This is a genomic window from Microbacterium sp. Leaf351, from assembly GCF_001423825.1.
Taxonomy (GTDB): domain Bacteria; phylum Actinomycetota; class Actinomycetes; order Actinomycetales; family Microbacteriaceae; genus Microbacterium; species Microbacterium ginsengisoli.
Genome location: NZ_LMPK01000033.1, coordinates 77,976 through 90,704, shown reverse-complemented (window position 1 = coordinate 90,704; position 12,729 = coordinate 77,976). Strand labels below are relative to the sequence as shown.

At 69.3% G+C, this 12,729-nt stretch carries 11 protein-coding genes, 2 tRNA genes and 1 pseudogene; 2 read left to right on the top strand and 12 right to left on the bottom strand.

Going from position 1 to position 12,729, the window contains the following annotated elements; all coding sequences use genetic code 11:
• Window positions 1–1,352 (top strand): M3 family metallopeptidase (locus ASG00_RS08755; protein ID WP_235559458.1); only part of this gene is annotated, 1,352 nt, incomplete at its 5' end.
• On the opposite strand, the gene ASG00_RS08750 is transcribed toward ASG00_RS08755, so the two are convergent.
• The 7 genes from ASG00_RS08750 to ASG00_RS08720 form a co-directional block, all read right to left on the bottom strand.
• The gene (locus ASG00_RS08750; protein ID WP_056208669.1) at window positions 1,342–1,908 is read right to left on the bottom strand and encodes a dihydrofolate reductase family protein; all 567 of its coding nucleotides are present in this window, start codon (window positions 1,906–1,908) and stop codon (window positions 1,342–1,344) included. The genes ASG00_RS08755 and ASG00_RS08750 overlap by 11 nt on opposite strands.
• A 44-nt stretch (window positions 1,909–1,952) precedes the next feature.
• Window positions 1,953–3,221: an ATP-dependent Clp protease ATP-binding subunit ClpX gene (gene clpX, locus ASG00_RS08745; protein ID WP_056208665.1), complete on the bottom strand. Its 1,269-nt coding sequence runs from the start codon at window positions 3,219–3,221 to the stop codon at window positions 1,953–1,955.
• A 152-nt stretch (window positions 3,222–3,373) separates the two neighbouring features.
• Window positions 3,374–4,039 carry an ATP-dependent Clp protease proteolytic subunit gene (locus ASG00_RS08740; protein WP_056208662.1) on the bottom strand — a complete coding sequence of 222 codons (666 nt, stop codon included), beginning with the start codon at window positions 4,037–4,039 and terminating at the stop codon, window positions 3,374–3,376.
• 30 nt (window positions 4,040–4,069) lie between these two features.
• On the bottom strand, window positions 4,070–4,654 hold the full coding sequence (locus ASG00_RS08735) for an ATP-dependent Clp protease proteolytic subunit (protein ID WP_056208659.1): 585 nt from the start codon (window positions 4,652–4,654) through the stop codon (window positions 4,070–4,072).
• 79 nt (window positions 4,655–4,733) lie between these two features.
• The gene (locus ASG00_RS08730) at window positions 4,734–5,228 is read right to left on the bottom strand and encodes a tetratricopeptide repeat protein (RefSeq protein WP_045248547.1); all 495 of its coding nucleotides are present in this window, start codon (window positions 5,226–5,228) and stop codon (window positions 4,734–4,736) included.
• A 65-nt stretch (window positions 5,229–5,293) separates the two neighbouring features.
• Window positions 5,294–6,700 carry a trigger factor gene (tig, locus tag ASG00_RS08725; protein ID WP_056208656.1) on the bottom strand — a complete coding sequence of 469 codons (1,407 nt, stop codon included), beginning with the start codon at window positions 6,698–6,700 and terminating at the stop codon, window positions 5,294–5,296.
• Between the two features lie 67 nt (window positions 6,701–6,767).
• Window positions 6,768–6,841, bottom strand: a tRNA-Pro gene (locus ASG00_RS08720).
• A gap of 120 nt (window positions 6,842–6,961) precedes the next feature.
• On the opposite strand from ASG00_RS08720, the gene ASG00_RS08715 reads away from it, so the two are divergent.
• A tRNA-Gly gene (locus tag ASG00_RS08715) sits at window positions 6,962–7,035 on the top strand.
• Window positions 7,036–7,065: 30 nt separating this feature from the next.
• Here ASG00_RS08715 and ASG00_RS08710 read toward each other — a convergent pair.
• From ASG00_RS08710 to ASG00_RS08690, 5 genes and pseudogenes are all read right to left on the bottom strand, one after another.
• The gene (locus ASG00_RS08710) at window positions 7,066–7,602 is read right to left on the bottom strand and encodes a gamma carbonic anhydrase family protein (protein WP_056208653.1); all 537 of its coding nucleotides are present in this window, start codon (window positions 7,600–7,602) and stop codon (window positions 7,066–7,068) included.
• A gap of 9 nt (window positions 7,603–7,611) precedes the next feature.
• A complete protein-coding gene (locus ASG00_RS08705; RefSeq protein ID WP_056208651.1) occupies window positions 7,612–9,690 on the bottom strand; it encodes an acyltransferase family protein in 2,079 nt (692 codons plus the stop codon).
• 53 nt (window positions 9,691–9,743) lie between these two features.
• The gene (locus tag ASG00_RS08700) at window positions 9,744–11,234 is read right to left on the bottom strand and encodes an amidohydrolase (RefSeq protein WP_056208648.1); all 1,491 of its coding nucleotides are present in this window, start codon (window positions 11,232–11,234) and stop codon (window positions 9,744–9,746) included.
• The gene (locus ASG00_RS08695; protein WP_056208643.1) at window positions 11,231–11,866 is read right to left on the bottom strand and encodes an FMN-binding negative transcriptional regulator; all 636 of its coding nucleotides are present in this window, start codon (window positions 11,864–11,866) and stop codon (window positions 11,231–11,233) included. Before ASG00_RS08695 ends, ASG00_RS08700 begins: the two co-directional genes overlap by 4 nt.
• Window positions 11,867–11,876: 10 nt before the next feature.
• A pseudogene (locus ASG00_RS08690) lies at window positions 11,877–12,729 on the bottom strand (Fpg/Nei family DNA glycosylase); the annotation flags it as partial.

Below are 12,729 nucleotides of genomic sequence, written 5' to 3'. Positions count from 1 at the left end.
CCCCCCGCCGCACGCGCGAGCGTCTGCTGGCCGCCTCCCGGTCGCGCGGTATCCGTGGGGGCGAGCACGACAACCGCGACGTGCTCCTCGAGATCGTGCGGCTGCGCGCGCAGCGTGCCGAGCTGCTCGGATACCCGTCGCACGCGGCCTACGTGACGTCCGACCAGACCGCCGGTTCCCCGGAGGCCGTGCGGGCGATGCTGTTCCGCCTCGCCGCTCCGGCCGCGCGCAACGCCCGCGCCGAGGCCGACGCGCTGCAGCAGATCGTGAACGAGACCGAGGCGGCTCCGTTCGAGATCGAGGCCCACGACTGGGCGTACTACACCGAGAAGGTGAGGGCCGCGACGCTCGACCTCGACACCGCCGCCCTGCGGCCGTGGTTCGAGGCGGAGCGGGTACTCACCGAGGGCGTGTTCGCCGCGGCATCCGCTCTCTACGGTCTGGGCTTCGCCGAACGGACCGATCTCGCGGGCTACCACCCCGACGTGCGGGTGTTCGAGGTGTCGGATGCCGACGGCTCACCGTTCGGCCTGTTCGTCTTCGATCTCTACACGCGCGACACCAAGCGCGGCGGCGCGTGGATGAACTCGATCGTCACCGAGTCAGCGCTGCGCGGCACCGGACCGGTCGTGGTCAACAACCTCAACGTCGTGAAGCCGGCCGACGGCCCGACGCTGCTGACGCTCGCCGAGGTCACGACGCTCTTCCACGAGTTCGGGCACGCTCTGCATGGCCTCCTCGCGCGCGTCACCTATCCGTCGTTCGCGGGCACGGCCGTCTATCGTGACTTCGTCGAGTTCCCGAGCCAGGTCAACGAGATGTGGATCTACTGGCCCGAGGTGCTCGCGCGCTACGCGCGTCATCACGAGACGGGAGAGCCGCTGTCTGCCGATGTCGTCTCACGCCTCACGGGGTCGCAGGCGTTCAACGAGGGCTTCGCCACCAGCGAATACCTCGCGGCCGCCTGGCTCGACCAGGCTTGGCATTCCCTCTCGGCCGCAGAGGCGGCGGCGGTGACCGACGTGGCGGCGTTCGAACGGGCTGCCCTCGCCGAGATCGGTCTCGACAACCCGCTGGTGCCGACGCGCTACTCGTCGACCTACTTCGCCCACGTGTTCTCCGGCGGCTACAGCGCCGGCTACTACTCCTACATCTGGAGCGAGGTGCTCGACGCCGACACGGTCGAGTGGTTCACCGAGAACGGCGGACTCACGAGGGAGAACGGCGACCGGTTCCGCAGCAGGCTGCTCGGCGTCGGCGGCTCGAAGGATCCGCTCGAGGCGTACCGCGACTTCCGCGGGCGTGACGCCGAGGTGGCGCCGCTGCTCGCCCGTCGCGGTCTCACCGGATGACGTCGAAGACCTGCTTCTGGATGCCGTTGCCGTAGGCCTCGTGCTCCACCAGGGCGAGTTTCGTGAGGTCGCGGTCGGACCCGCTGAACAGCCGCAGCCCTGCGCCCAACAGCACCGGGAAGACGAGCAGGTGGTACCGGTCGACGAGGTCGGCGTCTTCGAGCGCGGCCACGAGGGTCGCGCTGCCGTGCACGATGATGGGGGCGCCGTCACCCTGTTTGAGGGCCGCGACGTCGTCGAGCGAGCGCAGAAGCGTGGCCGGCCACCGGTCGTCATCCTCCGCAAGGGTCGTCGAGACGACATAGCGTGGCATGGCGTTGTACCCGGCGAACTCCTGCGTCATCGTCGGCCAGACCGGAGCGAACGCCTCGTAGCTTCGACGGCCGAGGAGCATCGCTCCGGCCTCCTCCTGCTCGCGGCCCTTGAGCTCGTATGCAGCGGGGTCGAACGCCACGGACGAGAAGGTCCAGCCCGCGTTGCGGTACCCCGCTTCGCCGCCGGGGGCCTCGACGACGCCGTCGACGGACACGAACGAGGTGACGATGAGCTGACGCATGCGGTCAGCCTACGGGGTGGATGCCCCGCCCCACCGCCCTGCGCTCAGGCCGTCTTGCGCTTCTGGCGCAACACGACGGTCGGGGCCGCACCCTCTTCGACGGCGGCGCGGGTGACGATCACCTTGGCCACGTCGTCGGAGGACGGGATCTCGAACATGATGGGGCCGAGCACATCCTCGAGGATCGCGCGAAGTCCGCGCGCGCCCGTCTTTCGCGAGACCGCCAGCTCGGCGACCGCCTCGAGCGCGTCGCGCTCGAATCCGAGCTCGACGTCGTCGAGCGCGAACATGCGCTGATACTGCTTCACGAGTGCGTTCTTCGGCTCGGTGAGGATCTCGATGAGCGCGTCGCGGTCGAGCGGGGACACCGAGGCGACCACGGGGAGACGGCCGATGAACTCCGGGATGAGCCCGAACTTGTGGAGGTCTTCGGGAAGCACCTCGCTGAAGTAGTCGGGGGCCTCGTCCTTGCGCTGCAGCGGGGCGCCGAAGCCCACACCGTGCTTGCCGATGCGCGAGGAGATGATGTCTTCGAGCCCCGCGAACGCGCCCGCCACGATGAACAGCACGTTCGTCGTGTCGATCTGGATGAACTCCTGGTGCGGATGCTTGCGCCCGCCCTGCGGCGGAACCGAGGCGACGGTGCCCTCGAGGATCTTCAGCAACGCCTGCTGCACACCCTCGCCCGAGACATCGCGGGTGATCGAGGGGTTCTCGGCCTTGCGGGCGATCTTGTCGACCTCGTCGATGTAGATGATGCCCGTCTCGGCGCGCTTCGTGTCGAAGTCGGCGGCCTGCAGCAGCTTGAGGAGGATGTTCTCGACGTCTTCTCCGACGTAGCCCGCCTCGGTGAGTGCCGTGGCATCGGCGACGGCGAACGGCACATTCAGCCGCTTCGCGAGCGTCTGCGCCAGGTAGGTCTTGCCGCAGCCCGTCGGCCCGAGCATGAGGATGTTGCTCTTGGCGATGTCGACCTCGTCGGCCTTCTGCTCGGCCGGGAGCAGGGACTGCTGGGCGCGCACGCGCTTGTAGTGGTTGTAGACGGCGACCGACAGAGCCCGCTTGGCGGTCTCCTGCCCGACGACGTACTCCTCGAGGAACGCGAAGATCTCCCGCGGCTTCGGAAGGTCGAACTCGGCCACCTCGCCCGAGCCCTGCTCGGCCATGCGCTCTTCGATGATCTCGTTGCAGAGCTCGACGCACTCGTCGCAGATGTAGACGCCAGGGCCGGCGATCAGCTGCTGCACCTGCTTCTGGCTCTTTCCGCAGAACGAGCACTTGAAGAGGTCGGAACTCTCCCCGATGCGCGCCATGCTGCCCCTCCTGTTCGGCCTCGCGACGATGCGGTTCGAGCCTAACCGAGCAGGCCGACATCGTCGCGTATTGTCCCCCGGTTCGCGGCGCGCCGCGGCTGTGAGCACGAACGCCCCGCACCGGGGAGGTACGGGGCGTTCGCGGCATCCGCTCAGCTGGTGAGAGCCGCCGGGACGCGCTTGCGGGTCGTGAGCACCTGGTCGACCAGGCCGTACTCGAGCGCCTCCTGCGCGGAGAGGATCTTGTCGCGGTCGATGTCCTTGTGCACCTCTTCGATCGTGCGGTTGGTGTGGCGCGCCATGGTCTCCTCGAGCCAGGTGCGCATGCGCAGGATCTCGGCCGCCTGGATCTCGATGTCCGACGCCTGGCCGTGCCCCGACTCGCCGACGGCGGGCTGGTGCATCAGGATGCGGGCGTTCGGCAGGGCGAGACGCTTGCCGGGCGCGCCGGCCGCGAGCAGCACCGACGCCGCGGACGCGGCCTGGCCGAGCACGACCGTCTGGATCTGCGGCGACACGTACTGCATGGTGTCGTAGATCGCGGTCATGGCCGTGAACGAGCCGCCGGGCGAGTTGATGTACATGATGATGTCGCGATCGGGGTCCTGGCTCTCGAGCACGAGGAGCTGGGCCATGACGTCATCGGCCGACGCGTCGTCGACCTGCACGCCAAGGAAGATCACGCGGTCTTCGAACAGCTTATTGTAGGGGTCCTGGCGCTTGAAGCCGTAGGCGGTGCGCTCTTCGAACTGGGGAAGGATGTAGCGGCTCGACGGCATCGGGAAGCCCTGCGGCACGCCATGCATGGGGGTGTTCATTCGACTGCTCCTGAAAGTGTGTGCCGGTGGTCAGTTCTCGGTGCCGCCGCCGCCGATGACGTCGGTGGCCGATTCGCGGATGTGGTCGACGAACCCGTATTCCAGCGCCTCCTGCGCGGTGAACCACCGGTCGCGGTCACCGTCGGCGTTGACCTGCTCGACGGTCTTGCCGGTCTGGCTGGCGGTGATCTCGGCGAGGCGCTTCTTCATGTCGAGGATGAGCTGCGCCTGCGTCTGGATGTCGCTCGCGGTGCCGCCGAAGCCGCCGTGCGGCTGGTGGAGCAGCACACGGGCGTTCGGGGTGATGTAGCGCTTGCCCTTGGTGCCGGCGGTGAGCAGCAGCTGACCCATCGACGCGGCCATGCCGATGCCAACGGTGACGATGTCGTTCGGCACGAACTGCATCGTGTCGTAGATCGCCATGCCGGCCGTGATCGAGCCGCCGGGAGAGTTGATGTAGAGGTAGATGTCCTTCTGCGAGTCCTCGGCCGCGAGCAGCAGGATCTTGGCGCAGATTTCGTTGGCGTTCTCGTCGCGCACCTCTGAGCCGAGCCAGATGATGCGGTCCTTCAACAGCCTGTCGAAGACGCTTTGTGCGACAAGGGGTTCAGCCATGAGTGCTCCTGTTTCGGTTGCGTGAGAACGACACTACCGGCGGCGTTTCGGCGCCCCGCCCGTGTTCGCCGTCGGCAGATCAGGGCGTGGGATCGGCGAGTTCGCGGGCGTATCCGGTGACCGACCGGGTGTATCGCGGCAGGTGCGGCGCGAGGGCCTGGAGGGCGATGGATGCCGCGGCCCGCTCCCGTCCCGCGGACGCGAGCGCCAGCGCATAGAACGCCGCGGCGGCATCGTGGAGAGGCGTCCCCGCGCTGCGCGCGTATTCGGCCTCGAGCAGGGCGAGCGCCTCGTCGACGCGACCGAGGTTGCGGATCGTGCTCGCGTACTGGATCGTCGCGCGCGTGCGGCGCTCCTCATCGAGGCCGCCGGCGAGGGCGGCGCGGTAGAGCGGCTCCGCCTCCTCTTCGAGCCCGGCGGAGTCCCGCGCCCCGGCACGCTCGAACAGTGCGACGGGGTCATCCGCCCCTCGCTCGGACGCGAGGGCGTCGATCGCCGCGATGACGTCGGTCTCCGACAGGGTCGCGTCGTCCCACACCGCATCCACGCGGGCCTGCCAGTCGTCGTCTGTCATGCGCATGCTCCGGGTACGCGAGAGGGGCGGATGCCGCGGCATCCGCCCCTCTCGATCGTGTCTGCTTACTCGGCGGTCTTCTTGGCCGCGGGCTTGCGGGCAGGCTTCTTCTTGGGAGCCTCCTCGACCTCGGCGGCGGCGTCGGCGATCTCCTCGGCCTCGGCGACGACGTCCTCCTCGGCGGCGACCTCATCGGCGACGGCGACGAAGCCCGACAGATCGACGGGCTTGCCGTCGGTGTCGACCACGTTGACGCGGCCGAGAGCCACGGCGAGAGCCTTGTTGCGGGCCACCTCACCGATCATCAGCGGCAGCTGGCCGCCCTGCTGGAGCGCCTCGATGAAGTCCTGCGGGGCCATGCCGTACTGAGCGGCCGACTGCACGATGTACTGGGTCAGCTCGTCCTGCGAGACCTGCACCTCCTGCTGCTCGACCAGCTTGTCGAGCAGCACCTGGGTGCGGAACTGGCGCTCGCTCGACTCGGTCACCTCGGCGCGGTGCACGTCGTCCTCGAGACGGCCTTCGCCCTCGAGGTGGTTGTGCACCTCCTCCTCGATGAGCTGCGGCGGCACCGGGATCTCGACCTGCTCGAGAAGCGTCTCGACGAGCTTGTCGCGCGCGGCGGCGCCCTGCGAGAAGGTCGACTGCTGGTCGACGCGGTCCTTCAGCGACTCGCGCAGCTCGGCGATGGTGTCGAACTCGCTCGCGATCTGCGCGAAGTCGTCGTCGGCCTCGGGAAGCTCGCGCTCCTTGACCGCGGTGACGGAGACGGAGACCTCGGCCTCCTCTCCGGCGTGGTCGCCGCCGACGAGCTTCGAGCGGAACGTGGTGTCCTCACCGGCGGTGAGCGACTCGATCGCCTCGTCGATGCCCTCGAGCAGCTCGCCCGAGCCGACCTCGTAGGAGACGCCCTTGGCCTCGTCGATCTTCGCGCCCGCGATGGTCGCGATCAGGTCGAGCTCGACGAAGTCGCCGGTCTTGGCGGGACGCTCGACGGTGACGAGCGTGCCGAAGCGCGAACGCAGGCGGTCCAGCTCCTCGTCGATCGCCGACTCGTCGGTGGCGACGGCGTCGACAGTGATGGTGATGCCCTCGTAGGCGGGGATCTCGACGTCGGGACGCACGTCGACCTCGACCTCGACCTTCAGGTCGCCGGAGAAGTCGGCGATCTCGGGGAGCTCGACGATGTCGGCGCTCGGACGGCCGATGACCTTCACGTCGTGGGCGCTGACGGCCTCACGGTAGAAGCCGTCGAGACCCTCGTTGACGGCGTGCTCGAGCACGGCGCCGCGACCGATGCGCTGGTCGATGATCGGGGCCGGGACCTTGCCCTTGCGGAAACCGGGGATCTGCACGTCCTGCGCGATGTGCTCGTACGCGTGCGCGATCGACGGCTTGAGCTCGTCGGGCGAAACCGTGATGTGGAGCTTCACGCGAGTGGGCGTGAGCTGCTCGACGGTGCTGGTGACCATGCCTTACATTTCTCCTCTGATGTGCGCGTGGCGCGCTGACCGAAGTCTCGTGGGATGGGCCGACGTGTCGGGGCGACAGGATTTGAACCTGCGACTTCCCGCTCCCAAAGCGGGCGCTCTACCAAGCTGAGCTACGCCCCGGGCGGGTGCGCACGCGGAGGTGCGCCGAAGGCCCCTGGAAGTCTAGCCGACACCCCGTCGATTCGCGGCGGCCGTGGCATCCATGTATAGACTCGTGGATGCTGCGGCTCCGGCCGCTGCGGGGGTGTAGCTCAATGGTAGAGTCTCAGTCTTCCAAACTGATTGCGCGGGTTCGATTCCCGTCACCCCCTCCATCAGCGGCCTGATCGGCCGTTCTCTCCGCCTCAGATCGGCGTCGCGCCGGCGTGCGTGCGGGAGTGCTCGAGGTAGACGGCGGCGTTGCGCAGCAGCCCGGCCTTCTCCTCGTCGCTGAGCTCGCGTCGCACCTTCGCCGGCACGCCGGCGACGAGCGAGCCGGGTGGCACGATCGTTCCGCCGAGCACCAGCGCTCCCCCGGCGACGAGCGATCCGGCACCGATCACCGCTCCCGACAGCACCACGGCGCCCATGCCGATGAGACTGCCGTTCTCGATCGTGCAGCCGTGCACGACGGCATTGTGGCCGACCGAGACGTCCTCACCGATGACGACCGGGGAGCCCGCGTCGACGTGCACGGACACGTTGTCCTGCAGGTTGCTGCGATCCCCGACGGTGATCGGGGCGCTGTCCGCGCGCAGCACCGCGTTGTACCAGACGCTGGCCCGGTCACCGAGAGTCACCGCCCCGACGATCCGTGCGCCTGAGGCGACGAACGCCGTCTCTGCAAGGTGAGGGGCGCGCTCCGGGAGCGCGAGGACGGCGGCGTCGGCGGCAATGCTCATGCCGCGACTCTACGAGGACTTCGCCGCGATCGCCTTCTCGAGTGCCGCCTCGTATTCGGGCTTCAGCGTGTCGACCCAGGTGACCGTCAGATGGTCCTGGTCGCGGTAGACGTTCGCACCACCGATGACGGGCGAGCAGGTCTTCGCGGTGCAGTACACATCGGTGAAGTCCAGCAAGGTCACGAGGTTCTGACCGGATGCCGCGTCCCGCACCGGATCGTTCGGATCCAGCAGGTCGGCACGCGCTCCCGTGCACGCACTCTCAGCCCGGGTGCGCAGGCACTTGTTCGGGTCGGTCTCCCACGCCGGATTGTCGACGGCGGTGATGACCGGGATGCCGCGCGATGTCAGGCTCTGCCACGCCTGTTGGTAGCCGGCGACCGCGGCGGCGTGCACCGAGGGATAGCTGCCCTTCGCATAGGGGGTGGAGGCGAGCGACGCCGTGTAGACGGCTGCGAACGAGGACGACGAGAGATCCTTCGTCACCGCCTCACGCCACGCCGTACACGCGTCTCCGAACGCACCGGGCGTCGACAGCGGTGTCGTGCTCAGCGGACACGCGCCCTTGAGGTACGTGACCAGATGCCACCCCTTCTCCTCCGCGATCCGCTTGAAGGTCGGCAGAAGTTGATAGGCGTGACTGTCGCCGACGAGCGCGACGCGCGGTGCGGACGGGTCCGTCGAGCCGAAGTCGCATACGGCCGGCACCGAGTCGGTCAGCTCGAGGAAGCACGAGGCATCCGACGGCGCATCGGCGCCCGCGAAACCCGGGGCCGGCAGGATCGTGCCCAGGTTCGCCGTCGGGGAGCACGAGGCATCCAGCACCGACTGCGCCCCGAAGCACGACGGCGGATTGTCGCGCAGCTGGGCGAGAGCGGCGACGCCCTGGTTGTAGGCGGGGGCATTGATCGCCCAGCCACCGACCGCCACCGCACCGACGACGACCATGGCGGCAAGGGATGTCCACAGCGAGAACGCGCCCCGACGCACCGTCAGCACCTTCCACCGGCGCGCCGGGTCCTCGACGAAGCGCTTGGTGAGCCAGGCGAGGATCACGCAGATCGCCAGCAGCGCGAGGCGGTGGTAGATGGACAGCCCCCAGAACGGAACCGACGGGGCGATAATGATGAGCGGCCAGTGCCAGAGGTAGAGCGAGTACGAGATGTCTCCGACGAACCGCATCGGACGGAGGCCGAGGATGCGCGTCGGGTACCACCACCGTCGAGTGTTGGATGCCGCGATGATCGCCGCCGCGCCGAGAGCCGGAACGAGCGCGGCGTAGCCGGGGAACAGCGTCTGGCCGTCGAAGCGGAACGCCGCCCACCCGAGCGCGATCACCCCGCCCCAGCCGAGCACGAAGCTCACGACCGGTTGACGTACCTGCAGCGCGGGGACGAGCGCGATGAGGGCACCGAGCCCGAATTCCCACATGCGTCCGAACGTCACGAAGTAGGCCGGGGCCGGGTCGGCGAGGGTGAGAACGATGCCAAAGATCAACGAGGCGATCGTGACGAGCACGACCATGATCACCACCGAGCGGCGGGTGCGCACGAGCGCGCGACGGGTGCGGCCGCGCAGGAGCTTCACGCCGATCCACGCCGCAACGAGGATGAGGAGCGGCCAGAGCACGTAGAACTGCTCTTCGAGGGACAACGACCAGTAGTGCTGAACGGTCGTCGGGTCGCTGGTGTGGTTGAGGTAGTCCGCCGAGGTGGCCGCGAGATACCAGTTCTCGACGTAGAACGTCGAGGCCACGATCTCCTTCACCTCGCGCTGGATCGACGAGATGGGCGTCAGGTAGGGCGACGACACCACGATCGCGCAGAACAGCAGCACGAGCAGAGCCGCAGGGAGCAGCCGTCGGGCACGTCGAGCCCAGAACTCGCGCAGCTTCACCCGACCCGTCTGCTCGAGTTCGCGCATGAGGTGCCCGGTGATGAGGAACCCTGAGATCACGAAGAAGACGTCGACACCGATGTATCCGCCGGTGATACGCCCGGGCCAGAAGTGATAGAGCACGACCAGCGCGACCGCGATCGCCCGGAGGCCCTGCACGTGGGGGATGAAGCGTGTCGAGCGATCCTGCACCCCTTGACCGTAGTCGCTCGGGCGCCGAACGCCACGGCGAACCGCCCGCACTCTCACGCGAGGTGGGTGAGCCGCCCGTCGAGCAGTGTCGCGACGACCGGCATCTCTCGCAGCTCCCGCTCCCCTGCGGCGAGCGGATCCGACGCGACGAGCGCCAGATCGGCGACGGCGCCGGGGGCGATGACATCGGGGGACGCACTGCCCCGATGGGTGGATGCCGCGAGCGCGACCTGGGCCGACACCCGCTCCGGCGCCGCCCAGGGCTCACGATCGCCCCGCGTGCGGTAGACAGCCGCGGCGATCGCCGCCCACGGATCGAGGGGCGAGACCGGGGCATCCGACCCGAACGTGACGTTCGCGCCGGCCGCGACCAGCGCCCGCAGCGGATAGGGCTGGGCGGTCTGGCCGGCCCAGAGCACATCGGTGAGGTCGCGGTCGTCGAGCGCGTGCACCGGCTGCACGCTCGCCGTCACGCCCAGCCGCGCGAAGCGGGGGATGTCGGCGTGGGCGACGAGCTGGGCATGCTCGATCGACCCCCACGCGCCCGTCACCGCGAACGCGTCGAGGGCGTGGCTGTTCGCGCGGTCGCCGATCGCGTGGATCGCGCATGCAAGCCCCGCCCCCGCGGCACGGGACATCCACTCCTGCAACTGTTCGGGCTCGACCGTGAGGAGCCCCCTGTCGTCGCCGCCCGGGTACGGATGGGAGCACGCCGCCGTGCGGGTGCCGAGAGAGCCGTCGGTGATCACCTTGAGCGATCCGACCCGCGCGAGACCCGCGGCATCCACCGCATCTCCGGTCACAAGCCCCTCGGCGATCGCCCGCTCGAGCTGCGGAGGGTAGACGCCGAACTCGGTGCGCACCACGTCGAAGCCCGCCCGCGTACGGCGCTCCCACGCCTCGGCATTCCACGCCATGTCGAGGTCGACCCAGCCGACCACCCCGCGCCGCGCAGCCGCCTGGGCTGCCCGCAGCACGAGCGCGTCGGCACGCTCGGTCCCGGCCGCATTGAGGCGGCGCGAGATCTCGAACGCGGGCTCCTCCCGCAGCATCCCGTCGTCGACCGTGAACCCCTCGCGCCGCAGCGCCGCGGAGTTCAGCCACACGCTGTGCACGTCGGCGTTGATGAGGTAAGTCGGGATGTCGCCGGTCTCCGCATCGATCAGGGCGAGGGTCGGCCGATCGGCCCAGAACGCGTCACGGAAGCCGGACCCCACCCGCGTGCCATCGGGAAGCGGCGCCGAGGCGCCCATGCGCGCGGCCGCCTCCGCCGCGGACGCGGTGCCTTCGAGGTCGACGCGCTCGGCGGCGAGAGCCCACTGCACGACGTGCACGTGGTGATCCCACAGCCCCGGCACGAGCCAGGCGCCGTCGGCGTCGATCGTCTCGCCGCGCGGGGCGAGCACGCCCGCCGGGGCGATGTCGGCGATCAGTCCGCCCTCGATCAGCACGTCGGCGGCGCCGGTGAACGGCAGCAGCTCGGTCCCCGGGCCCGCGATCCACACGTCCCGGATCGTGCCGACCGTCGCGCCGACCGCCGTCACGGACGCACCCGGGCCGCGTTCGCCCGGCGCATCTCCGCAGCGAGCGCAGGGTTCGCGTACGGCCCCGCGCCCTCGAGTTCGGCGATCACGTGCTCGACGGTCTCCACCGGGCGGTTCTGGCTCAGCTTGCGCTTGGCGACCACCCGCGTCGGTGTGAGGCGGAACCCGACCGTGCCGCGCTCGAGCCGCCGCACGAACTCGGGATCGTTCGGCGGCGCCCACATGAGCTTCGGATCGGGCAGCGGCGCCTCGAACCGCTGCACCAGGCCGTCGAGCACGCGCAGATTCTCCTCGCCCGACAGGATCTCGGGCACGCCGGCGAGGTGCACGGCGGTGAAGTTCCACGTCGGTACCGCGGGCGAGCCGTCGTACCAGCCCGGCGAGATGTAGCCGTGCGGCCCCTGGAAGATCACGAGCAGCTCGCTGTCGCCGAGGCCGTGGATCGCATCGTCGGGCTTGCCGACGTGTCCGACGATCGTGAGGTCGTCGCGCTCCGGATCGAGCAGCACCGCGTAGTGCGAGGCGATGATGCCATCGGGCGTGTGGGAGACGAGGGTCGCCCACGGGTTGGCCTCGATCACACGGCGAAGCTCGGCGACATCCGTCATCGCGAAACTCGGATTCTGACGCATCACGGTCCTCCTACGTCTGACAGCCCGGACACCAGTACAGCTTGCGCGCGCCCATCTCCTCCAGCACCACCGAGGTGCCGCAGCGCCGGCACGGGAGCCCGGTGCGGTGGTACACCCAGTGCCGGTCGTCGCGGTTCGCGAGCGCCAGCCGGTAGGCCTCGGGATCGAGGTCGTCCATGGTCATCATCTGGCCGGTCTCGACCCCCACCCGCAGCAGCCGCACCCAGTCGCGCCAGATCTCGCGCACCGTCTCCTCGGGCACGTCGCGACCGGGGGTGTGCGGGTCGAGACGGGCACGGAAGAGCAGCTCGGCCCGATACACGTTGCCGATGCCGCTGACGATCGACTGGTCCATGAGCAGCAGACCGATGGGCGTCGGCTTGCGGCGCACGGCCGCGACGAAGCGCTCTTCGCCCTCGTGCACGTCGTCGACGAGCGGGTCGGGTCCCAGCTTCGCGATCACCTGCGCGACCTCGTCGGCGGAGAGCAGCTCGCACGCCGTCGGACCGCGCAGATCGGCGCACGTGACGTCGGTCAGCAGCCGCAGGCGCACCTGCCCGACCACCGGCGGCGGCCATTCGTCCTCCCCCGCCAGGCCCGTGGTCTGCTCGGACATCCGCACGCGGGTGCGCCGCGGCGCTCCGATCGAGGTCAGCGAGTTCTCGCCCGTGGCATCCATGATCTGCTCGTCGGTGCCACGCTGGTTCGTCTGCCCCATGCGTCCGTTCGCCGAGGCGATCGTCGCGTCGACGCTGATCTGACCGGCGAAGTCCCAGGCGCCGTACATGCCCAGATGCACCCGCAGCCAGAGCGCATCGTCGAACTCGAGGAACATCTGCTTGCCGACGGCCCGCACACGGGTG

What these genes read in the sequence shown, in the direction of transcription:
- tig (WP_056208656.1), bottom strand. Translation starts at nt 6,700, where the DNA reads ATGGTCACCAGCACCGTCGAGCAGCTCACGCCCACTCGCGTGAAGCTC.
- ASG00_RS08740 (WP_056208662.1), bottom strand. Translation starts at nt 4,039, where the DNA reads ATGAACACCCCCATGCATGGCGTGCCGCAGGGCTTCCCGATGCCGTCG.
- clpX (WP_056208665.1), bottom strand. Translation starts at nt 3,221, where the DNA reads ATGGCGCGCATCGGGGAGAGTTCCGACCTCTTCAAGTGCTCGTTCTGC.
- ASG00_RS08710 (WP_056208653.1), bottom strand. Translation starts at nt 7,602, where the DNA reads ATGAGCATTGCCGCCGACGCCGCCGTCCTCGCGCTCCCGGAGCGCGCC.
- ASG00_RS08695 (WP_056208643.1), bottom strand. Translation starts at nt 11,866, where the DNA reads ATGCGTCAGAATCCGAGTTTCGCGATGACGGATGTCGCCGAGCTTCGC.
- ASG00_RS08750 (WP_056208669.1), bottom strand. Translation starts at nt 1,908, where the DNA reads ATGCGTCAGCTCATCGTCACCTCGTTCGTGTCCGTCGACGGCGTCGTC.
- ASG00_RS08730 (WP_045248547.1), bottom strand. Translation starts at nt 5,228, where the DNA reads ATGACAGACGACGACTGGCAGGCCCGCGTGGATGCGGTGTGGGACGAC.
- ASG00_RS08735 (WP_056208659.1), bottom strand. Translation starts at nt 4,654, where the DNA reads ATGGCTGAACCCCTTGTCGCACAAAGCGTCTTCGACAGGCTGTTGAAG.